Here is a 20,567-nt window from a genome sequence, read left to right as displayed (position 1 = left end):
CAACCCATCCAGGGTAAGGGGACCGGTCGGGACGCGTTTGCGTTCAGTCAATCGTGTGCGAACGCGGTCCGGCGGTCTCGCGAAATGCCAGCGCCGACCGGGCGATAGTAGCGACTATCGGGATCGTCATGCGCGCGTTAGACACGGAGAAAGAGCGCGCGGCCGCAGATCAGTCGAGGTCCGACGCGTCGTGGCGTTCGGGCACCTGTTCCTCGGGTTTGCCGCGCACGCGGTTGACCTTGCGGCCGCGGATCACGGCCGGGCGCGCGCGGATCTCGTCGGCCCAGCGCCGCACCTGCTGGTACTGGTGCACGGCCAGGAATTCGCCGGCGTCGTACAGCTCGCCCAGCACGAGGCCGCCGTACCACGGCCAGATCGCCATGTCGGCGATGGTGTACTCGTCGCCGGCGACGAAGCGGCGCTCGGCCAGCAGGCGGTCGAGCACGTCCAGCTGGCGCTTCGTTTCCATCGCGTAGCGGTTGATCGGATATTCCAGTTTTTCCGGCGCATACGCGTAAAAGTGGCCGAAGCCGCCGCCGACGAATGGCGCCGAGCCCATCTGCCACATCAGCCAGTTGAAGGTTTCCGTGCGGGCCGGGATGTCTTGCGGCAGGAACGCGCTGCCGAATTTTTCCGCGAGGTACACGAGAATGGAGCCGGACTCGAACACGCGCACGGGTTGCTGGTGGCTGCGGTCGACGAGGGCCGGAATCTTCGAGTTCGGATTGATCTCGACGAAGCCGCTGCCGAACTGGGCGCCTTCGTTGATCTTGATGAGCCAGGCGTCGTATTCGGCGCCCGCGTGGCCGGCGGCCAGCAGCTCCTCGAGCATGATGGTGACCTTTTGCCCGTTCGGCGTGCCCAGCGAATACAGTTGCAGCGGATGCTTGCCGACCGGCAGTTCCTGCTCGTGGGTCTTGCCCGCGACCGGGCGGTTGATGCTGGCGAACGCGCCGCCCGAGGGCGTCGCGGGGGACCAGACCCGCGGCGGGACGTACGGGGTCGCGAACGGGTTCGTGGGGTCGGACATTGCACTTCTCCTCTGTGGCTCGGTGGGAGAAGAAATGATGCCCGAAAAGTCATGTTCGTGCTGGCGCCGCAATCCGCCGCCTCCGCGCAGGCGGGGGCCCATACCGAGCCTCCGAAGTCGGTCTGTTAAGCATATTGCAGTGCTTCAGGCGTACCGAATTCCGTAGCTCGGCATGGATTCCCGCCTGCGCGGGAACGACGAACGAGTTGTTCAGCGCAGCAGCTTGAGCCCCGGCGGCAGCGCGTCGCCGAACATGCGCGTGCTGCTTTCCTGGTCCAGCTCGACGACGTCGCGCACCAGCGCCGACCAGCCGGCCGGCGCGCCGGCCGAGGCCAGCCGCTGCAGCACCTGCGCGCGCAGGTCGTCGTCGATGTCGCGCGTGCGGTCGCCCGTCTTGCGCGCGAGGTGGGCGGCCGCGAAGCCGGCCGGTTCGATCCGCTTCCAGTCCAGCGTCATGAGCTCCGTCAGCCAGCGTCCGGCAGCGATAGGCGGCGCCACCTCGTGCGCGCTGCCGTGCAGCGGCTGGCGTGCGCCCACGCGCGCGAGCGCCCACAAGTAGCGCGCATACGTGGCCGCCGCCTTCGCATCGGGTTTCGGCGACGGCGGAATCGCCATGATGCGGCCGACCATCCAATCCCCGATCTCGGCCTTGTACGCGGCCGGGATGCGCTCCAGCGACGCGCCCAGGCGCAGCATGTCGTCCTCGCTGCCGTCGACGAGCGTGACGGGCCGCTGCGCGCGCTCGCCGGGTTCGGCCTGCAGGTTGAACGCGAAGTCGTCGAGCAGGCGCAACTGCGCTTGTGTCGACAGGCCGCCGGCCACGCGCCGCCACAAGGTCCACCACTCGGCGCGCACCTGGCTGTCCTTGACGTATTGCGCGCCGGCCGGGAACAGGGCCCACAGCTGCTGGATGCGCCAGTCGTCGAGCGGATCGCCGAAGCCCGGCCGCAGGCACCAGCCGGCCAGGTTCAGCCACACGCGTTCGTGCTCGGCCGAGCGGCGCCGGCCTTTCGCGCGTTCCATCAATGCATCGAACAGGCGGCGCAGCAAGGGTGTCTCCCACCGTTCGCGCCCGCCCAGCACGTGTTCGAGCGCGCCGCGCAGCTGGCGCACTTCGCGCACCTCGACCTGCTGGTTGCGCGCGCCGAAGATGCGGTCGATGCGTTTGATGGCCTCGTCCAATTGCGGATGCGGGGCTTCCGCGGTGGACTGCGCATCGGCGTCGCCGCGCAGGTCGAATTCGAGGCGCCAGCGCTGGCCGCTGCCATCCTCGGCCACGCAGAACATCTCCAGCGTGCCGAGTTCCGACAGCGCGGCCGCGAGCTGCACCGGAATTTCGCTACCCCTTGCGCCGGTCTTGGCGTCCTGCGCTTGCAGCACGGTGGCGATCGCGGGCAGGCGCACGACGTCGGCGGGATCGAGGTCGACGAGATCGCCCGCCGCGGACGCATCGGCCACCGTGGACACGAGGTGGAAGCGCACGGGCCGGCCCACGCGCAGGGCGAAGCTGCGTTCCGCCAGCGTGATCTCCGCGCCGGCGCGGGCGCCGCGCGGCAGCACGCACACGGCGCTCAGTTTCCCATCCTTGCGTTCGCCCTGGCCTTCATCCAGCAGCAGGTAGTAGCTGCGCGCCGACCCGCTCTCGATGGCGGGCGCGAGTCCGGCCCGCGCGAGCGAGTACGCGACGGCGCCGCGCGCGACCGCGACGTCCGGATCGGCATTGTGCAGCACGCGCACGGGCGCGCCGCGCCACGCGGACAGCACGTCGGCGAGCCTGCGCGCCAGCGCCTCGCCGCGGAACACGCCGCCGTTCAGCAGCAGCGTGTCCGGTACCGGCAGGCGCTCATCATCGTCGGCGCTGCCCAGCGCCTCGCGCGCCGCCTGCGCGTGCTGGCGCAAAAAGCCCGCCAGATGGCGCGTGATGGCCGGGTCGCTCGCATACGGCAGGCCGAATTCGACGATGCCGGCGCGCGCCCGCTGCGGGCCTTCCTGTGTTTCATTGAGGGGAAAGAAGCCGTCCAGCACGATGCGCTCGACGTCCGCTTTCGCGATCGTGGCCGAGCGGCTGCCGCCGATGAGGCGAGAGCCGCCGCCGAGCAAGGTGACGCCGACTTCGTCCGGCGCGTCGGGCGCCAGCAGCTGTTCCTTCGCGGCGCGGCAGCGTTCCGTCAGTTGCGCGAGGCGGCCGGCCGACAGGCGCTGGCCTTCGCCCAGGCGCGATTCGGCCAGGTGGGCGAGGGCGAGGTCCATATTGTCCCCGCCGAGGATCAGGTGGTTGCCCACGCCGATGCGCGCCAGCGCCGGTTCCCCGTCCTTCAGCTCGACCTTCACCAGCGTGAAGTCGGTGGTGCCGCCGCCCACGTCGGCCACGAGCACCAGTTTCGCATCCGCGAGGTCGGCGGCCAAGGTTGCGCGGTGGCGCTGCAGCCAGTCGTACAGCGCGGCCTGCGGTTCTTCCAGCAGGCGCACGTCGGCCAGGCCCGCGAGGCGCGCCGCGGCCAAGGTGAGGGCGCGCGCGCCTTCGTCGAACGAGGCGGGGATGGTGAGGACGATCTGCTGCCGTTCCAGCGGGCGGTCGGTGAAACGTTGGTTCCATGCCGCGCGCAGGTGCGCGAGATAGCTGGCGCTGGCGGCCAGCGGGGAGACTTTCGGCACGTCGTCCGGCGCGCCCCACGGCAGGATGGGCGCCGTGCGGTCCACGCCCGGATGCGACAGCCAGCTTTTTGCGGAGGCGACGAGCCGCCCCGGCGATGCCGCGCCGAGGCTGCGCGCGAGACGGCCGATGGCCACGCGCGCCACGCCGCCGACGTCCGGCTCGGACCACGGCAGCTGCAGCGCGTCCGCGGCGAGTTCGCCGTCGAGCGGGTGGTAGCGGTTCGACGGCAGCAGCGGCGCCGTGCCGACTTCACCGGGCGCCACCAGCTGCGGAATCTCGAACGTGGCGACGTGCTCGGAGCCGGCGTCGGCATAGGCCAGCACCGTGTTGGTGGTGCCGAGATCGATGCCGACGCGGGCTGCTGGAGTGCGGGTCACTGCTCGGTGCTGCGGACGTCGAACTCGACCTTCCAGCGCTGCCCGTCACGCGCGACGGCCACCAGCTCCAGCGTGCCCGCTTCCGTCGCCACGGCATGCAGTTTCACCTGCACCGCGTCGCCCGGCGTGCGGCCTTCCGCCGGCAGGGTCGCCTGGATCTCGTTCAATTCCTGCAGCTCGTCCGGGCTCCACGATTCGAGCACGTCGCCGATATGGTCCTGGCGGCGGACGGACGAACCGAAGAAGCGGAAGTGCACGGGCTCGCCGACGACGAGGCCGAATTCCTGGCCCGGCAGTTCCAGCTCGCTGCCTTCTTCCATCCCGAACGGCGCCACGCACAGCGCTTCCAGCGGCGGTTCGAAGCCGGGGATGGCGGGCATCGACGACTCGACGCCGACGTAGTACGAACGGGCCGTGCCGCCGCGGATGCGCACGCCGCCGCCGCGCCGCGCATAGCCGTAGTAGGCGGCGCCGCGCGCGACGGCCAGGTCGAGGTCGGCGCCTTCCAGCATGCGTGCCGGTTCCGCGCCTTCGGTGGTCAGCCAGTCGTTGATGGTGTCCATCACGCGCTTGGCGAGGATGTGCGACTTGAACACGCCGCCGTTGAACAGCACGGCGCTCGGGTGCAGGAAGGTGTGGTCCGGACCGACGTTGCCGTTGAAGCCTTCCAGCGCCGCCGTCGCGCCGGCCTGGCGGCCCAGGAAGGCGGCCAGGTGGCGCGTGATGGCGGCGTCCTGCGCGTACGGCAGGCCGACCTGCGTCAGGCCGGCGCGCGTGCGCGTCGCGGGACGCGCGCTCGCTTCCACGCGCGGGAAGAAGCCGTCCGTGATGAACGTCGTGACTTCGTCGCGCGTGAGTTCGGTGCGGATCGAACCGCCGATCAGCTTCGAGCCGCGGCTCGGCACGACGATGGGCCACGTGGTCGCATCGGCATCCGCCAGCAGGTGTTCCTTGGCGCCGCGGCAGGCGTAGGTGAGGGCGCGCATCTGCCAGGCGTCCAGCTGCGTGCCGTTCGCCTGCAGCTTGCGCGCGACGAGGTGGGCCAGCGCGAGGTCCATATTGTCGCCGCCCAGCAGGATGTGGTCGCCGACGGCGACGCGGTGCGGTTCCAGGTTGCCGTCGCGCTCGAGGATCGCGATCAGCGAGAAGTCGCTCGTGCCGCCGCCGACGTCGACGACGAGCACGATGTCGCCCGCTTTCACTTGCTTGCGCCAGCGGCCGCCGCTGCCTTCGATCCAGCTGTACAGCGCGGCCTGCGGTTCTTCCAGCAGCGTGGGGCTGCCGTAGCCGGCATGCCGCGCCGCTTCCGCCGTCAGTTCGCGCGCGGCCGGATCGAACGATGCCGGGATCGTCACGGTGACGACCTGCCGTTCGAACGGCGCGTCCGGGTGCGCCGCGTTCCATGCGGCCTTCAGGTGTTCGAGGTAGCGCGTGGAGGCCGCCAGCGGCGACACGCGCTCGACTTCGCCCGGCGCGTCCGTCGGCAGGATCGCGGCGCGGCGGTCCACGCTCGGGTGGCTCAGCCAGCTCTTGGCCGACGACACGAGGCGGATCGGCGTGCCTGCGCCGCGCGAACGCGCCATCTCGCCCACGACGGGCGCCGGTTGACCGTTCGTCCACGGCAGCGCGAGTTCGCCCGGCGCCAGTTCTTCCGGATGCGGCAGGTACAGGAACGAGGGCAGCAGCGGCAGCGCCTCGACGGTGCCGGGGGCGCTCAACTGCGGGATGCCCAGCACGCCCTGGTCGGCTTTTTCGCCGTCGCTCGCCTGCAGGTCGACGTACGACAGCGCGCTGTGCGTCGTGCCGAGGTCGATGCCGATGGCGTAGCGGGCATCGTTGTTGGTCGCGTCATTCACAGTTCCACCTCCGCGGGGGCGATGATGCTGGCGTCGTGCTTATCGGCCAGCTGCGGCAGGCGCACATCGCGGGCGCGCCAGCCGCGGTGCGACAGCGTGCCGGTGAACGGGGCCTTGCCGACGACGTTGCCGGTCAGGCGCACGCTGGCGGCGTCGAAGCCTTCCGGCAGCGTGATGCGCGCGCCTTCCAGCTCGCCGCGCACGGGCTCGATGGTGAAGTGCTCGCGCAGCACGCGCGCGCAACCCTCGTGCACGAGGCGGGCGGCGGCGCCGATGTCGGCGTCCGCATAGACGGTGATGTTTTCGTTGGCGAAGTCGATCAGGCGCGCTTCGCGCTGCAGGAGGCCAAGGAGCTGCAGGGCGGCGTCCGGCGTGGCGATGCGCAGCGGGGCGGGCGCCGGGGCCGGCTTCGGTTCGACGGCCGGGGCGGGCGCAGGTGCAGGTGAGGGAACGACGGTCGGGCCCACCTGGTCGTCGCGCACGCGCGCGGCGAACTCGGCGTCGCCCAGGGTCTTGAAGAAGGCGCCGAAGGCAAGGGACAGCCGGCTCCAGAAGGATGGCAGGTTGGTCGGTTGGCTCATGGTCTTGTGGTGTTTGGGGCGTGGTTCGTCAAAGGGCGCATGATACCAGTTAGACAGTAATCAGTTCGACAACAGGGCCGGTCCGCACGGGTCATCCGGCCGGGGCGTCGTCCGCCGCGCCGGCCAGCAGGGCGCGCGCATACACCTCGAAATCGTCCAGCCCGCGCTTGATGATGGTCACCAGCGCGGGCAGCGGCGCGGCCTGGTAATCCCACTCGGCGCGGCAGAATTCGCCCGTGCGCTTGAGGTCTTCGGCCAGCGCAGGCTCGATCCAACCGTGGTCGGCCAGCAGGGTGATGATCTCGCGCTCGTCGTGCGCCGGACCCAGGCCGCGGTCGGCCAGCACGTGGTCGCCCATCTCGACGGCCGCTTCCCAGGCGCGGATCACGTTCAGCGTGGCCGCGTCCTGGCGCGTGATGTCGCCGACGAAGGTGGTCGGGTCTTTTTCGTATTCGTCGCGGGCACGCTTGCAGCAGCGCTCGATGGTGCCCGTCTTGCTGACCAGCAGGTCTTGATCCATGTTTCCCTCGCTGCGGGACGTGGAGGGTCCCGTTCCAGGGAATACGTTACAACAAGAACAACACGGCCGCCGCACAAGTGGGCGCCAGCGCGCCCAGCAGCAGGCCCACGGCCCCGATCGATTCGTCGTTGAAGCCGCGCCGCAGCAGGGCCACGCCGGCCGGGTTCGGGGCGTTGGCGATGACGGTCAGCCCGCCGCCCGCCACCGCGCCCGCCACGAGCATGTATTGCGCGCGCTCGGACAGGCCGGCGATCAGCGAGCCGAGATAGGTCAGCGCGGCGTTGTCCGTGATGGCGGTCAGGCCCAGCGCGCCGAAGAATAGGAAGGTGGGCTCCAGTTTCGCGACGATGGGTTGCAGCCACCATTGCTGCATCCCGCCCAGCACGACGAGGCCGGCGAGGAAGAAACCGACCAGGAGGCCTTCCTTGAGGATCAGCGCGTCCTGGTAGCGCGGGTAGGCCTGCGTGATGCCGAGGAACAGCAGGAAGATGCCGGCGAACAGCACGGGATGGTGGGCCAGCAGCACGATCGCCGTCAGCACCGCCAGATGGGTCAAGGTCACGAGGACCGGCATGCGCACGGGCGCTTCGCCCTCGATCGACACGTCCAGCGGACGCAGGTGGGGGCGCAGCAGGAATGTCACGACGCTGGCGTTGGCCAGCACGGCGATGAACGCGCGCCAGCCGAAATGCGTCAGCATGTGGACGCTGTCCCACCCCCACGCGCCGGCCACCATCAGCACCGGCGGCGCGGCGTACGACGTCAGGGTGCCGCCGATCGACACGTTGACGAACAGGACGCCCAGCGCCCCGTATTTCAGCCATTCCGGCATTCCGGCGCGGAACACGGACGGCGCCAGCATCAGCGCCGCGAGCGTCATCGCGGCCGGCTCCGTGATCAGCGAGCCGGCCAGCGGCACGAGCGCGAGGCCGAGCCACGTCTGCGCGATTTCCGTGCGCAGCGGCAGCAGCCGCGCGAGCAGGCGCACGAGGGCGCGCGCGGCCTCCAGCACCGGGCGCGACGCTGCCACCACCATCACGGCGAACACGAACAGCGGTTCCGTGTAGTGGCGCGATTCCGCGTAGTCGATGGCGGCGGCGCTGCCGTCGACGAAGGCCATCGCGAGCATCAGCACGAACGCCCAGAAGCCGAAGACGACTTCCACTTCGCCGAGCAGGTGGAACAGCCCGGCATGGCGCGGATGGCGGTGCGCCAGGACTTCGAAGAGGCGCGTGGCGAACGTGTGCAGCAGGGCGAGCACGAACAGGATCAGGGCGATCTTGTGCATGGTCGTGGTCATGGGCGGGGTTCCTCGTGTTTGTGGATTTCCCCGCCATTGTCCCACGATGGGCGCGCACCCTCAGCGCAGGTGCGCGCGCAGCCCCGTGACGCCGGGCGCGACGTCGTCGGCCAGCACGTGGCGGTCGGGGAAATCGCCGCCGTTCTGCGGACGGTAAGGAATCGGCGCGTCGTCGAACAGGGTGCGCATGCGGGCCGCCAGGCCGGCCTTCGCCTGTTCGACGCCCTCGGCATCGATGCGGCTCGTGCCGTGCACGGCATACGTGGGCAGCACCTCCATGCCGGGGTAGAACAGGACGCCGTGCGTGATCGGGAACAGCAGCTCGTCGAGCTGGCCGTTGATGCCGCGCGGGCCGTAGTCGGCGGCCGGTCCTCCCGTCGTCACGGACAACAGCGCGCGTTTTCCCGCCAGACCGCCTTCGCCGTAGCGGTACCGGTTGCCCGCGCCCTGGTAGCCATAGGCGAAACCGAAGGCGTACACGCGCTCGATCCAGCCCTTCATGATCGCCGGCATGCCGAACCACCACAGCGGGAACTGGAAGACGACGGCGTCCGCCGCCATCAGCTTGGCCTGTTCGGCGCGCACGTCGTCCGGCTGGGTGCCGGTGCTGAAGGCGTGGCCGGATTCTTCCACGAACGACAGGCGCTCGGGGTTCAGCCGGTCGGGGAAATCGTGTTCGTCGTAGACGGCCTTCCAGCCCATCGCATACAGGTCGGACTGGATCACTTCATGGCCCTGGGCGCGCAGCTCGGCGCGCGCGGCGGCGACCATCTGCGCGGTGAGGGAATGCGGATCGGGGTGGGCGTGCACCAGTAACACGGTCTTCATCGTTGTTCTCCTTGGTTGGCGATGGACGCATTCTGGGCGCGATCGGGACGGCCGGGAATGCCAGCCGGCTTTTGGGGTAGTATCCAAAAAATGGATATCAAGAGACTGGACTTCAACCTGCTCGTCACGCTGGACGCCCTGCTGGCCGAGCGCAGCGTGAGCCGCGCCGCGCAGCGCCTGAACCTGAGCCAGCCCGCGCTGAGCGCCCAGCTGGCGCGCCTGCGCGAGATGCTGGGCGATCCGCTGTTCGTGCCGAGCCACCGCGGCATGACGCCCACGCCGCTGGCCCTGGGCCTGCAGGCGCCGCTGGCGGCGGCGCTCGCGCAGCTGCGCGACGTGGTGACGTCGGCCCGCGCGTTCGACCCGGCGCGCGACGACTTCACCGTCCACGTCGCGGCATCGGACTACGTGCAGGCAGCGCTGCTGCTCGACTTCACGCTGGCGCTGCGCAAGGAGGCGCCCGGCCTGCGCATCGCCTTGCGCGCGGCCGACGTCACGCGCCTGGCAGCGCAGATGGAAAAGGGCGAGATCGACCTGGCCGTGCTGACGCCGGACGGCATCGCCGGCGCCCTCCGGTCACGCCCGCTGTTCGAGGAACGCTACGTCTTCATCGCGCGCCGTGGCCACCCGGCGCTGCGGCGCCCGCTGGATGCGGCACGCTTCTGCGAACTCGAACACGTGATGGTCTCGCCGCGCGGCGGCAGTTTTACGACGCCCGTCGACGACATGCTCGACGCGCAGGGCCTGCGGCGCCGGGTCGTCGTGTCGGCGTCGACGTTCCACTCGGTGCTGGACCTGGTCGAACGCTCCGACCTCGTCGCCCTCGTCCCGGCGCGGTTGGTGGAGCGCAGGGCCGTCCGGCTGCGCGTGCTGGCGCCGCCGCTGCCCGTGTCCGGGTTCGCGATCCACATGGCGTGGCATAACCGCAATCACGGCGATGCGGCGCAGCGTTGGGTGCGGGAGAAGCTGGTGGCGTTCGCGCGGGAGGGAAATGATGGGCCGCCATCATAAAAAAACGGATTCACGTTTGAACGTGAATCCGTTTTAGTGGACGCCCGTGCTATCTGCGCGGTGCATCCGGCAATCAGGCCGGCTGATTAAATGGCGCGGATATTTCCCGCTTTTTCGCCTTTGGGGCCGGTCGAGCGCACGAACGAAACGCGCTGATTTTCGGCAAGGCTCTTGAAACCTTCCGATTGGATATCCTGGAAATGGGCGAACAGATCGCCGCCGCCTGCGTCAGGCGTAATGAAGCCGAAGCCTTTGGAATCGTTGAACCATTTCACGGTGCCGGTTTGAGTAGTCATTTTTAATCCTTTTGAATGCATGGGCAAAACGCCCGAAACGCACTTTCGACCAAGGGAGTGTAACGAAGGAAATCAAACAGGACCGGCGGGAGGCAGGACGGGAGAGAAAGGCCAACAATAACGACGACTTGATGCAGTGCCAGAAGAAAGATACAGGACTTTTCCACGTTCACCTAATCATTTCCGATTTATTTTTTTTCGGCCGGGCTCTCCCGGAATTATTCGTCGTGCCCGGAATGGCAACTGTTATCATCTTCCATCCCTGGAAGTTCTTACTGCCAGTATCGCAAGACAACCATTAAGGCTGGAAACAGAACTGCAATGAATGATGGAATATCCTACGATATGGATGACGCAGTCGCGGCCATGCAGGTGCTGCATGGCGCGCTGACGTTCGATCTGGAAGAACTCGAAAAGAAAATCCTCGCACTGGGCCATTCCATTACCGCCGTGCCCATGCCCCACAACCAGGAAATTTCCGAATATTACGAAGCCCGCACGGCCTTGCTTGGCGGATTATCCAGTATTGCCGAAGTCCTCGCATGGATCGAGTGGAAAACCGAGGAAGATCCTGAAGGCGACGTCGCTGTTGCTATCCAACCATTACCGACGCTGCGCGGGTGCTCGATCCATTGATTAGGGAGAACGAAATGAGTAAAAGTCAGGACGCGAAGAAATCCACGAAAAAAGAACCGGCCAAAACCGCCAAGGAAAAAAAGGCGGACAAGAAAGTGAAAAAGGAAGAGAAAAAGCGCCAGCAATGAGCGCCGGCGCGTATCTCATCCGTGCGGTGCCGTCTTGGCCGGCGCGGTGCCGGTCAGGTCGATGGCGGCCCGCACCGCTTTCGCCTGGTCCTGGGCTTTGCCTTGGCACCAGTAGTGGAGGAACATCAGCAGGCCAGCTGGCAGGACAGCGATCTTGTGCATGGCGTGTTCCTCAGGAATGCGTGAGTGGATAGAGAATGAGCCCCGCCGCGGCGGCCGCGGCGATGATCACGGGCTCCTGCAATTTCTTGAAACGCCACAGCAGCAATACCGTCGCGGCCGCCAATGCGACGGAAGGGAGGTCCGTGACGGAGCGCTTCGCCAGCACGACGACCGATCCGGTGATCGCACCCACCGCCGCGGCGGTGATGCCGTCGACGAAGGCGACGACGCCGGGCAGCTTGCCGTAACGCTTGAAGTAGGGCGCGGGAATGATGGTGAACAGGTAGCAGGGGATGAAGGTCGCCAGTGCCGCCACCGTCGCGCCGCCGAGGCCCGCGATCAGGTAGCCGATGAAGCCGACCGTGATCACGACCGGGCCCGGCGTGATCATCGCGACCGCCACGGCGTCGACGAACTGTTTTTCGTTCAGCCAGTGGTGTTCGGTCACGACACCGCCGTACAGGAACGGCACGATCGCGAGGCCCGAGCCGAACACGAACGCGCCGGCCTTGGCGAAGAAGAGGGCGATCTGCGTCAGCAGCGACGGGTCCGCGCTCCCGGCCAGGCCGGCCGCCAGCGGCAGCTCGGCGATGGAAGCGGCGCCGAGCGTGCCCCTGCGTGCCCATCCCGGCGGCGCCCGGAGCAGCCAGACCAGCACGCCGCCGGCGATCAGCAGCCAGGCCACTTCGGACTCGGTCGCGATCGTGACCGCGGCCAGCGTCAGGTAGACGGCCCAGAGCAGCTTGTCCCTGCCCAGCGTCTTGACGGTCAGCTTTTTCGTGCTCATCGCGATGATGCCCGTGACCGCCGCACCCACGCCGTAGAACACCGCCTGCATCCACGCGATGCCGCCGAAGCGCACATATGCCCAGCCCAGCGCGACGACCATCAGGAAGGACGGCAGCACGAAGGCGAGGCCGGCCAGCGTGGCGCCGAGGATGCGGTAATGCACATAGCCGAGGTAGATGCCGAGTTGCGCCGCCAGAGGGCCGGGCGCGAGCTGGGCCAGCGCGAGGCCTTCCTTGTAGTCGGCGGCGGAGATCCAGCCGCGTTCTTCGACCAGGTCGCGCTGCATGTAGCCGACCAGTGCCACCGGGCCGCCGAAGCCGAGGGCGCCGAGCCGCAGCATGTACGACACCATCTGCCATAACGTGTAGCGCGGGTTCGTGTGGGTTGATTCTTGCATGTCAGGTGGAGGCGGGTAAGGTTGAGAAATGGGCATGCAGCCCGTCGAGGATGGGCGCGACTTGCGCGAGCAGGTCGTCGTCGTCGCGTGCGCGTTGCCGCAGTCCGGCCAGCATCGCTTCGAAGCCGGCGGCTTCGGCGACAAATCCGTTGCCGACGTCCAGCACATGGACCAGCGCGCCGACGCGCACGAGTCCCGGGTCCTGGTCGAGGCCGAAGCTGGCCAGCAGCACTTCGAAGGTGACCTTGTCGCCGACGTGGCTGAAGGCGGCCCCGTCGAAATCGAATCCGAGCGCATCCGGCGGACAATCGCCCGGCGTCTCCAGCCACAGGAAGCGCGCGTCGCGGTCGATATGGCGGCGGATCAGCCACGCACTGGCGACCCGGTCGACCCACAGGCGCTTGCGCGTGGCCCACGTGCGGGCGCGGTACGCGGCCGGGTCCAGCCTGGGAATCGGGGCGTCGACGGCGTGCGGCTCGTCCGGCGACAGCACCTTGTCGGCCAGGGCCGTGAACTCGCGCCAGGCCTGCTCGCCCTGGGCGCTGGCCTCGTCGGGGAAATAATCGATCGCGCGCAGCGCATCGTATTCGCGCCGCAGTTTGCGCAACTGCTTGTTGACGTCCTGCGGCGTCGAGGCTGGGATGGAGGTGTTGGCTTGCGCGAGCAGTGCGATGAATGCGGCGTATTCCTGCCTGCGGTCGAACAGGCTCCGGTAACGCTGCTCGTCGGCGGCGTCGACGGGGCCGGCCTGCAATAGCCAGGCCGTGCCGCCTTCGCGGATCGTCTCGTCGCCCAGGCCGGCGAGCTGCGGGCGCAGCGCCTCGGTATCGGGGAGGAGATAGACGCCATCGCGCAGTGCCCCGCACCCGAGCGCCTTCAGGGCGCGCCAGATGCGCATGCGTGCGGTTGCGCTGCTGGTCGGCAGGGTGACGACGAGCAGGAGCCAGTGTGTTGTCCGGTCGTTCATGCCGGCATAGTATCATCATGTAGCAGTCGCTACATAATTTGTAGATAAAGATGAGATTGTCAGGTCAGGCTCTCGATATACCGTTTGTCGACCTGGCCGCAGTATTCGGCACAGGCCGCGCGCACGGCGGACGCCGCCGCGTGGACGGCCACCGCCGCGTTCGTGCGGCGGCTCATCGACACGATGATCGGCGGCGGCACCGGCTGCAGCGGCACCTCCATGAATTCGCCGTTTTCGAGGTGGCTGCTGACGAACAGCCAGGGAATCGCGGCCACGCCGAAGCCGTTCCGGATCAGCTGGATGATGGCCGCCACGGACGGCGAGCAGGTGATGCGGGTCTGTTCGAGCGGCACGCCGCTCAGGTTCGCGAGCCGGGTGACGATGTCCTCGAGCATCCGGTGCGGGGCCGTGCCCCGGCCGAACGTCAGGATCGGGAATTGCAGCAAGCGCTGGGCCAGGCCTTCCTTGTGCGGCGACAGCAATCCGGTGCGCGCGATCCACCGTACCGGATACACGGCCAGCGGCTCCGACGTGATCTCGCTGCCGTTGATGCCCTCGACGCCGACCACCAGATCGAGCTCGCCCCCGAGCAGGCGCTTTTCCAGGGTCGCGCTCATGTCCACGACGAGATCGATTTCCAGTTCCGGAAAGCTGGCGTTCAGCTGGCGGACGGAGTGCGCCAGCCAGCTGTGCACCACCGTCTCGATCACGCCCAGCCTGATCCTGCCCCGCACCGCGCTCTCCGTGCGCGCCGCCTCGCGCAGGCGCCGGGTCGCGTCCACGACGGCCTTCGCGTGGTGCAGCAGGTAGTCCGCGTTCGGCGTCAGCCGGAATTCCCGGGTGCTGCGGTCGATCAGTTCCGTCTGCAGCTCCTCCTCCAGCGCCTTGATGCGCAACGAAATCGCCGCGGGGGTCGCATGCATGGCGCGGGCGGTGGCGCGGACGCTGCGCAGCTGGGCGAGGGTGATCAGGGTCTCGAGGAAGCGGGTATTCATGGCGTAAAGAATACTTTAAGAAAAAGGAGAACGGTTTAAAGAGGCGTTTAGGAAAACTTAACACATGCGGTAAAAATAAGTGACTTGGTGGAATGGGGAAGACGCATCTATGCTTATTTACACGTCATTACCGAGCAGGGAAAAACCATGAAACCGATCCAGTTCCGTCACCTGGTCCGTGCGGGCGAATTCCGCAAGCCGACCGCCGGCGTCTGCGGCGGCTATGCCCAGGCGAACCTCGTCATCCTGCCGGATGCGCAGGCCCACGACTTCCTGCGCTTTGCCCAGCGCAATCCGAAAGCATGTCCCTTGCTGGCGGTGGGTGAACCGGGGGCGTGGCACCTGCCGGCGCTCGGCGCCGACCTCGACCTGCGCACCGACGTGCCGGGTTATTACGTCTACCGCGACGGCGAACTGGCGGAAACGCCGGCATCGCTGGCCGGCTTCTGGCGCGACGACCTGGTCGCGTTCGCGATCGGTTGCTCGTTCTCGTTCGAAGAGATGCTGCTCGCCGCCGGCATCCCGCTGCGCCACATCGAGCAGGACCGGAATATCGCCATGTACCGCACGAACATCCCGAACGAAGCGGCGGGGCCGTTCGCGGGCAATATGGTCGTGTCCATGCGCCCTTTGACGGCCAGGGACGCGATCCGCGCCATCCAGATCACGAGCCGCTTTCCCGCGGTGCATGGCGCGCCGGTGCACCTGGGCGATCCGCGCCTGATCGGTATCGCCGACCTGGCGCGTCCCGACTATGGCGACGCCGTCGAGGTCATGGCGGACGAAGTGCCCGTGTTCTGGGCCTGCGGCGTGACGCCGCAGGAAGCGATCCGCGCCGCGCGCCTGCCGTTCGTCATCACCCATCGTCCCGGCTACATGCTCGTCACCGACGTGCCGAATACATCGCTGGCGATGCTGTAAGACACCTCACAATAAAACACGGAGACACCATGAACACCCAAGAGATCGTGCAGGAGCGCGTGGACGCCGGCCATTTCAGCTGGCTGCGCCAACTGACCAAGGCCGAACGCCGTACCTTCATCGGCTGCAAGGTCGGCTATGCGCTGGACGCGATGGACACGCAATTCCTCAGCTTCGTCATTCCCACGCTGATCGCCACCTGGGGCCTGTCGAAAGGCGACGCCGGTCTGATCGGCACCGTCACGCTGCTGACGTCGTCGCTGGGCGGCTGGCTGGCGGGCATCCTGTCGGACCGCATCGGCCGCGTGAAGACGCTGCAACTGACGATCCTGTGGTTCGCGCTGTTCACCGTCCTGAGCGGCTTTGCCCAGACCTTCAGCCAGTTGCTCGTGCTGCGCGGCCTGATGGGCTTCGGCATGGGCGGCGAATGGACGGCCGGCGCGATCCTGATGGGTGAAGTCATCCGCGCGAAGGACCGCGGCAAGGCGGTCGGCATGGTGCAGGCCGGATGGGCGCTGGGCTGGGGCGTCTCGGCGCTGCTGTACGCGCTGATGTTCTCGCTGCTGCCGGCCGAACTGGCGTGGCGCTCGCTGTTCCTGCTCGGGATCATCCCCGCCGTCTTCGTCATCTACATCCGCCGCTTCGTCGAGGAGCCGGACGTCTTCCTGGCCGAGCAGCGCCGCAGCGAGCACGCGGAACAAGCGCAGTTTACCGAGATCTTCTCGCCGCGCATGCTCTCGACGACGCTGCGCGCCGTGCTGCTGACGACCGGCGCGCAAGGCGGCTATTACGCGATCACGACCTGGCTCCCCACGTTCCTGAAGACGGAGCGCCACCTGACGGTGCTCGGCACCGGCGGCTACCTGGCGATGGTCATCGCCGGCTCGTACATCGGCTACATCGTCAGCGCCTACCTGACCGACCGCCTGGGCCGCAAGCGCAACTTCATCCTGTTCGCCGTGGGCTCGCTGCTGATCGCGCTGGCCTACACCCGTCTGCCGGTGACGGACAACGTGATGCTGGTGCTCGGCTTTCCGCTCGGCTTCCTCGTCTCCGGCGTCTTCAGCGGCATGGGCGCTTTTCTCACCGAGTTGTTCCCGACCCGCATGCGCGGTTCCGGCCAAGGGTTTTGCTACAGCATGGGCCGTGCGATCGGTTCGCTGTTTCCGTTCGCGATCGGCGCCGCCGGCCAGTCGCTTCCGCTCGGCCACGCCATCGGCCTGTTCTCGGCCGGCGCCTACGGCATCATGATCGTCGCCGCCCTGACCCTGCCCGAAACCCGCGGCAAGCGCCTCGAATCCTGATCCGCCGGCCGCCACGGCCGCACTCCGCTCCCACCGACAAACACAAGCGTCCGGCGCGCCAGGGCACCGCTTTGCCTGCGCGCGCCCAGTATTTTGAAGAGGTAAGACCATGAACCAAGCAACCCACCGACACGACACGCCGCGCCAGCGCTGGCAATTCTGGATCGACCGCGGCGGCACCTTCACCGACATCGTCGCGCGCAAGCCCGACGGCGCGCTGGTGACGGCCAAGCTGCTGTCCGAGAACCCGGAACAGTACCGCGACGCCGCCGTCGCCGGCATCCGCCGCCTGCTCGGCATCGCGCCCGACGCGCCCATCACGCCCGACCTCGTGGAAGCCGTCAAGATGGGCACGACGGTCGCGACGAACGCCCTCCTGGAACGCAAGGGCGAGCGCACCGCGTTGCTGATCACCAAGGGCTTCCGCGACGCCCTGCGCATCGCCTACCAGAACCGTCCGCGCCTGTTCGACCGCCATCCCGTGCTGCCGCAGCTGTTGTACGAACGCGTGGTCGAGGTGATTGAGCGCGTCGGCGCGCACGGCGACGTGATCGATCCACTGGACGTCGCCGCCGTGCGGGCCGACCTGGCAAAGCTGCATGCGGACGGCTTCCGGTCGGTGGCGATCGTGCTGATGCACGGCTACCGCTACCCCGACCACGAACAGACGGTCGCCGCCATCGCGGCCGAACTGGGATTCACCCAGGTGTCGGTCTCGCACCAGGTGAGCCCGATGATGAAGCTGGTGTCGCGCGGCGACACGACGGTCGTCGATGCCTACCTGTCGCCGATCCTGCGCCGCTACGTCGACCAGGTCGCGGCCGAGATGGAGGGCGTGCGCCTGCTGTTCATGCAGAGCAATGGCGGCCTGACGGGCGCCCACCGGTTCCAGGGCAAGGACTCGATCCTGTCCGGTCCCGCCGGCGGCATCGTCGGCATGGTCGGCACGGCGCGCAAGGCCGGCTTCGAGAAACTGATCGGCTTCGACATGGGCGGCACGTCCACCGACGTGTCGCATTACGCGGGCGAACTGGAACGCGAATTCGAGACGCAGGTCGCCGGCGTACGGATGCGCGCGCCGATGATGAGCATCCACACGGTCGCGGCGGGCGGCGGTTCGGTCCTGCATTTCGACGGCAGCCGCCTGCGCGTCGGCCCGGACAGCGCGGGCGCGAATCCCGGACCGGCCAGCTACCGCCGCGGCGGTCCGCTCACGGTCACCGACTGCAACGTCATGCTCGGGAAGATCCAGCCGGCGCACTTCCCGGCGGTGTTCGGCCCGCACGCCGACGAGCCGCTCGACGCCGCCATCGTGCGCGAGAAATTCGCGCAGATCGCCGCGCGCATCGAACAGGAAACCGGGCGGCGCCGCACGCCGGAAGAGGTGGCCGAAGGCTTCCTGGAGATCGCGGTGGGCAGCATGGCCAATGCCATCAAGTTCATTTCGGTGCAGCGCGGCCACGACGTGACGGACTACACCCTGGCCACGTTCGGCGGCGCCGGCGGCCAGCACGCGTGCCTGGTGGCCGACGCCCTCGGCATGACCCGCATCTTCGCCCACCCGTTCGCGGGCGTGCTGTCCGCGTACGGCATGGGCCTGGCCAACCAGACGGCCATGCGCGAGCGGACGATGGAAACGGCGTTGTCCGAAGAGCGCACCGGCGCGCTGCGCGCCGCGCTGGACGCGCTGGCGCAGGAGGCGGCGGCGGAACTGGTCGCGCAAGGCATCGCGGGCGATGCGGTGCGCGTCGTCGAACGCGCCCACCTGCGCTACGAGGGCACGGATTCCGTCATCATCGTGCAGCACGGCAGCGTGGCCGCGATGAAGGCGCAGTTCGAGGAAGCCTACGGCAAGCGCTATTCCTTCCTCATGCCGGACAAGGCGATCGTCGTCGAGGCGATCTCGGTGGAGGCGATCGGAGAAACCGATGCGGGTGCCGGCCACGCCTTCGACCCCGCACCGCGCGCTACACCGCTGGCGCCGCACGAGACGGTGGCCGTGTACTCGGGCGGCCGGTGGCACGACAGCGCGCTGTACCTGCGCGCACAGACGCGGCCCGGGGACCGCATCGCCGGCCCAGCGATCATCGTCGAGGCGAACGGCACCAACGTGGTCGAACCGGGCTGGGTGGCGGAAGTCACGGCGGACGACAACCTCGTGCTTCAGCGCGTGACGCCACGCGCGCAGCGCAAGGCCATCGGCACCGAGGCCGATCCGGTCATGCTCGAAGTCTTCAACAACCTGTTCATGAGCATCGCCGAGCAGATGGGCCTGCGGCTGCAGAACACGGCGGTGTCGGTGAACATCAAGGAACGCCTGGACTTTTCGTGCGCGCTGTTCGATGCACAGGGCAACCTGATCGCCAACGCGCCGCACATTCCCGTCCACCTGGGCTCCATGGGCGCGAGCATCCGCACCGTGATCGAGGCCAACCGCGGCCGCATGCGGGCGGGCGACGTCTACATGCTCAACGACCCTTACCACGGCGGCACGCACCTGCCGGACATCACCGTGATCACGCCGGTGTTCGACCGCGCGGGCGAGGACATCCTGTTCTACGTCGCGTCGCGCGGCCATCATGCGGACGTGGGCGGCATCGCGCCCGGCTCGATGCCGGCGGACAGCCGCAGGGTCGAGGAAGAGGGCGTCCTGATCGACAACTTCCAGCTGGTGCGGGCGGGCCGCTTCCTGGAACGCGAGACGACGGCGCTGCTGCTGTCGGGCGACTACCCGTGCCGCAACGTGGCGCAGAACATCGCCGACCTGCAGGCGCAGGTGGCCGCCAACCAGAAGGGCGTCGAAGAGCTGTTGAAGATGGTGGACCAGTTCGGGCTCGACGTCGTGCAGGCCTATATGCGGCACGTGCAGGACAATGCCGAGGAAGCGGTGCGCCGCGTCATCAGCGCGCTCAAGGACGGCAGCTACACGTACCGTCTCGACAACGGCGCCGTGATCCAGGTGGCGATCCGCGTCGACCACGCCGCGCGCACGGCCGACATCGACTTCACCGGCACGTCGCCCCAGCTCGACAACAATTTCAATGCCCCGAGCTCGATCTGCATGGCGGCCGTGCTGTACGTGTTCCGCACGCTCGTCGAGAACGACATCCCGCTCAACGCCGGCTGCCTGAAGCCGCTGAACGTGATCATCCCGGCAGGCTCGATGCTCAATCCGCGCTACCCGGCCGCCGTCGTCTCGGGCAACGTGGAGACGTCGAGCTGCATCACGAACGCCCTGTACGGCGCGCTCGGCGTGCAGGCCTCGTCGCCCGGCACGATGAACAACTTCACGTTCGGGAATGCCGACTACCAGTACTACGAGACCATCGCGGGCGGCTCGGGCGCGGGCGACGGTTTCAACGGCACCGACGTCGTGCAGACCAACATGACGAACTCGCGCCTGACCGATCCGGAGGTGCTCGAGTGGCGCTATCCGGTGCGCCTGGACAGCTACGAGATCGCCCGGGATTCCGGCGGCCGCGGGCGCTGGCAGGGCGGCAACGGCGGCGTGCGCAGGATCCGCTTCCTGGCCCCGATGACGGCGTCGATCCTGTCGAACAACCGCATCGTGCCGCCGTTCGGCATGGCGGGCGGCGAGCCCGGCAGGTGCGGCCGCAACTACGTCGTGCGCGCCGGCGGCGGGGTCGAGGAACTGGGCTTCGTCGCGACGACGGAGGTGCAGCCGGGCGACGTGTTCGTCATCGAGACGCCGGGCGGCGGCGGGTATGCGCCCGCCGTCCAGGAGGCGCCGGCCGCCGCCGCAGTTGCCCGTCTCCGCGACGGCATCCTCGCATAACCATAACGAGAAAGAGA

Annotated in this window: 17 protein-coding genes; 5 read left to right on the top strand and 12 right to left on the bottom strand. The window is 68.1% G+C overall.

Annotation, left to right across the window (positions count from 1 at the left end):
* Positions 1-169 precede the first annotated feature (169 nt).
* From yghU to BVG12_RS13285, 7 genes are all read right to left on the bottom strand, one after another.
* On the bottom strand, positions 170-1,030 hold the full coding sequence (yghU, locus tag BVG12_RS13315) for a glutathione-dependent disulfide-bond oxidoreductase (RefSeq protein ID WP_075792807.1): 861 nt from the start codon (positions 1,028-1,030) through the stop codon (positions 170-172).
* A gap of 210 nt (positions 1,031-1,240) precedes the next feature.
* A complete protein-coding gene (locus BVG12_RS13310; RefSeq protein WP_075792806.1) occupies positions 1,241-4,063 on the bottom strand; it encodes an Hsp70 family protein in 2,823 nt (940 codons plus the stop codon).
* Entirely contained in the window at positions 4,060-5,919 is a 1,860-nt protein-coding gene (locus BVG12_RS13305) for an Hsp70 family protein (RefSeq protein WP_075792805.1), read from the bottom strand. The genes BVG12_RS13310 and BVG12_RS13305 overlap by 4 nt, the downstream gene beginning before the upstream one ends.
* Entirely contained in the window at positions 5,916-6,500 is a 585-nt protein-coding gene (locus BVG12_RS13300) for a DUF2760 domain-containing protein (RefSeq protein WP_075792804.1), read from the bottom strand. The genes BVG12_RS13305 and BVG12_RS13300 overlap by 4 nt, the downstream gene beginning before the upstream one ends.
* 91 nt (positions 6,501-6,591) lie before the next feature.
* Positions 6,592-7,020, bottom strand: a complete 429-nt coding sequence (hepT, locus tag BVG12_RS13295; protein WP_075792803.1) for a type VII toxin-antitoxin system HepT family RNase toxin — start codon at positions 7,018-7,020, stop codon at positions 6,592-6,594.
* Positions 7,021-7,066: 46 nt separating this feature from the next.
* Positions 7,067-8,320 (bottom strand): putative Na+/H+ antiporter, encoded by a 1,254-nt coding sequence (locus BVG12_RS13290; RefSeq protein ID WP_075792802.1) that lies wholly within the window; start codon positions 8,318-8,320, stop codon positions 7,067-7,069.
* Positions 8,321-8,380: 60 nt separating this feature from the next.
* Complete coding sequence (locus BVG12_RS13285) at positions 8,381-9,148, bottom strand: NAD(P)H-dependent oxidoreductase (protein WP_075792801.1); 768 nt, start codon at positions 9,146-9,148, stop codon at positions 8,381-8,383.
* A gap of 90 nt (positions 9,149-9,238) precedes the next feature.
* Here BVG12_RS13285 and BVG12_RS13280 point away from each other — a divergent pair, with 90 nt between their 5' ends.
* Positions 9,239-10,159: a LysR family transcriptional regulator gene (locus tag BVG12_RS13280; RefSeq protein ID WP_075792800.1), complete on the top strand. Its 921-nt coding sequence runs from the start codon at positions 9,239-9,241 to the stop codon at positions 10,157-10,159.
* Between the two features lie 86 nt (positions 10,160-10,245).
* On the opposite strand, the gene BVG12_RS13275 is transcribed toward BVG12_RS13280, so the two are convergent.
* Positions 10,246-10,455: a cold-shock protein gene (locus tag BVG12_RS13275; protein WP_056136492.1), complete on the bottom strand. Its 210-nt coding sequence runs from the start codon at positions 10,453-10,455 to the stop codon at positions 10,246-10,248.
* A gap of 345 nt (positions 10,456-10,800) precedes the next feature.
* Here BVG12_RS13275 and BVG12_RS13270 point away from each other — a divergent pair, with 345 nt between their 5' ends.
* Complete coding sequence (locus tag BVG12_RS13270) at positions 10,801-11,091, top strand: hypothetical protein (RefSeq protein ID WP_075792799.1); 291 nt, start codon at positions 10,801-10,803, stop codon at positions 11,089-11,091.
* Positions 11,092-11,234: 143 nt separating this feature from the next.
* On the opposite strand, the gene BVG12_RS34025 is transcribed toward BVG12_RS13270, so the two are convergent.
* The 4 genes from BVG12_RS34025 to BVG12_RS13255 are packed head-to-tail and all read right to left on the bottom strand — an operon-like array spanning position 11,235 to position 14,529.
* Complete coding sequence (locus BVG12_RS34025) at positions 11,235-11,381, bottom strand: hypothetical protein (RefSeq protein WP_156895627.1); 147 nt, start codon at positions 11,379-11,381, stop codon at positions 11,235-11,237.
* 10 nt (positions 11,382-11,391) lie between these two features.
* Positions 11,392-12,567 carry a chromate transporter gene (locus BVG12_RS13265; protein ID WP_075792798.1) on the bottom strand — a complete coding sequence of 392 codons (1,176 nt, stop codon included), beginning with the start codon at positions 12,565-12,567 and terminating at the stop codon, positions 11,392-11,394.
* Between the two features lies 1 nt (position 12,568).
* Positions 12,569-13,534 (bottom strand): chromate resistance protein ChrB domain-containing protein, encoded by a 966-nt coding sequence (locus tag BVG12_RS13260; RefSeq protein ID WP_075792797.1) that lies wholly within the window; start codon positions 13,532-13,534, stop codon positions 12,569-12,571.
* A 59-nt stretch (positions 13,535-13,593) separates the two neighbouring features.
* On the bottom strand, positions 13,594-14,529 hold the full coding sequence (locus tag BVG12_RS13255) for a LysR family transcriptional regulator (RefSeq protein WP_075792796.1): 936 nt from the start codon (positions 14,527-14,529) through the stop codon (positions 13,594-13,596).
* A 126-nt stretch (positions 14,530-14,655) separates the two neighbouring features.
* Here BVG12_RS13255 and BVG12_RS13250 point away from each other — a divergent pair, with 126 nt between their 5' ends.
* From BVG12_RS13250 to BVG12_RS13240, 3 genes are all read left to right on the top strand, one after another.
* Positions 14,656-15,450, top strand: coding sequence for a putative hydro-lyase (locus tag BVG12_RS13250; RefSeq protein WP_267877488.1), 795 nt, complete (start codon positions 14,656-14,658; stop codon positions 15,448-15,450).
* Positions 15,451-15,479: 29 nt separating this feature from the next.
* Positions 15,480-16,754, top strand: coding sequence for an MFS transporter (locus BVG12_RS13245; protein ID WP_075792794.1), 1,275 nt, complete (start codon positions 15,480-15,482; stop codon positions 16,752-16,754).
* 109 nt (positions 16,755-16,863) lie between these two features.
* Positions 16,864-20,550, top strand: a complete 3,687-nt coding sequence (locus BVG12_RS13240; protein WP_075792793.1) for a hydantoinase B/oxoprolinase family protein — start codon at positions 16,864-16,866, stop codon at positions 20,548-20,550.
* Positions 20,551-20,567: the final 17 nt, after the last annotated feature.

The sequence above is a fragment of the Massilia putida genome, assembly GCF_001941825.1.
Classification (GTDB): Bacteria; Pseudomonadota; Gammaproteobacteria; order Burkholderiales; family Burkholderiaceae_D; genus Telluria; species Telluria putida.
The sequence above is the reverse complement of the archived record's forward strand: the minus strand, read 5'-3'. Positions and strand labels throughout refer to the sequence as shown.

Excerpts from the sequence above, each read along its gene's own strand:
- yghU (WP_075792807.1), bottom strand. The coding sequence starts at position 1,030 with ATGTCCGACCCCACGAACCCGTTCGCGACCCCGTACGTCCCGCCGCGG.
- BVG12_RS13300 (WP_075792804.1), bottom strand. The coding sequence starts at position 6,500 with ATGAGCCAACCGACCAACCTGCCATCCTTCTGGAGCCGGCTGTCCCTT.
- hepT (WP_075792803.1), bottom strand. The coding sequence starts at position 7,020 with ATGGATCAAGACCTGCTGGTCAGCAAGACGGGCACCATCGAGCGCTGC.
- BVG12_RS13290 (WP_075792802.1), bottom strand. The coding sequence starts at position 8,320 with ATGACCACGACCATGCACAAGATCGCCCTGATCCTGTTCGTGCTCGCC.
- BVG12_RS13285 (WP_075792801.1), bottom strand. The coding sequence starts at position 9,148 with ATGAAGACCGTGTTACTGGTGCACGCCCACCCCGATCCGCATTCCCTC.
- BVG12_RS13280 (WP_075792800.1), top strand. The coding sequence starts at position 9,239 with ATGGATATCAAGAGACTGGACTTCAACCTGCTCGTCACGCTGGACGCC.
- BVG12_RS13275 (WP_056136492.1), bottom strand. The coding sequence starts at position 10,455 with ATGACTACTCAAACCGGCACCGTGAAATGGTTCAACGATTCCAAAGGC.
- BVG12_RS13270 (WP_075792799.1), top strand. The coding sequence starts at position 10,801 with ATGGATGACGCAGTCGCGGCCATGCAGGTGCTGCATGGCGCGCTGACG.
- BVG12_RS34025 (WP_156895627.1), bottom strand. The coding sequence starts at position 11,381 with ATGCACAAGATCGCTGTCCTGCCAGCTGGCCTGCTGATGTTCCTCCAC.
- BVG12_RS13265 (WP_075792798.1), bottom strand. The coding sequence starts at position 12,567 with ATGCAAGAATCAACCCACACGAACCCGCGCTACACGTTATGGCAGATG.
- BVG12_RS13260 (WP_075792797.1), bottom strand. The coding sequence starts at position 13,534 with ATGAACGACCGGACAACACACTGGCTCCTGCTCGTCGTCACCCTGCCG.
- BVG12_RS13255 (WP_075792796.1), bottom strand. The coding sequence starts at position 14,529 with ATGAATACCCGCTTCCTCGAGACCCTGATCACCCTCGCCCAGCTGCGC.
- BVG12_RS13245 (WP_075792794.1), top strand. The coding sequence starts at position 15,480 with ATGAACACCCAAGAGATCGTGCAGGAGCGCGTGGACGCCGGCCATTTC.
- BVG12_RS13240 (WP_075792793.1), top strand. The coding sequence starts at position 16,864 with ATGAACCAAGCAACCCACCGACACGACACGCCGCGCCAGCGCTGGCAA.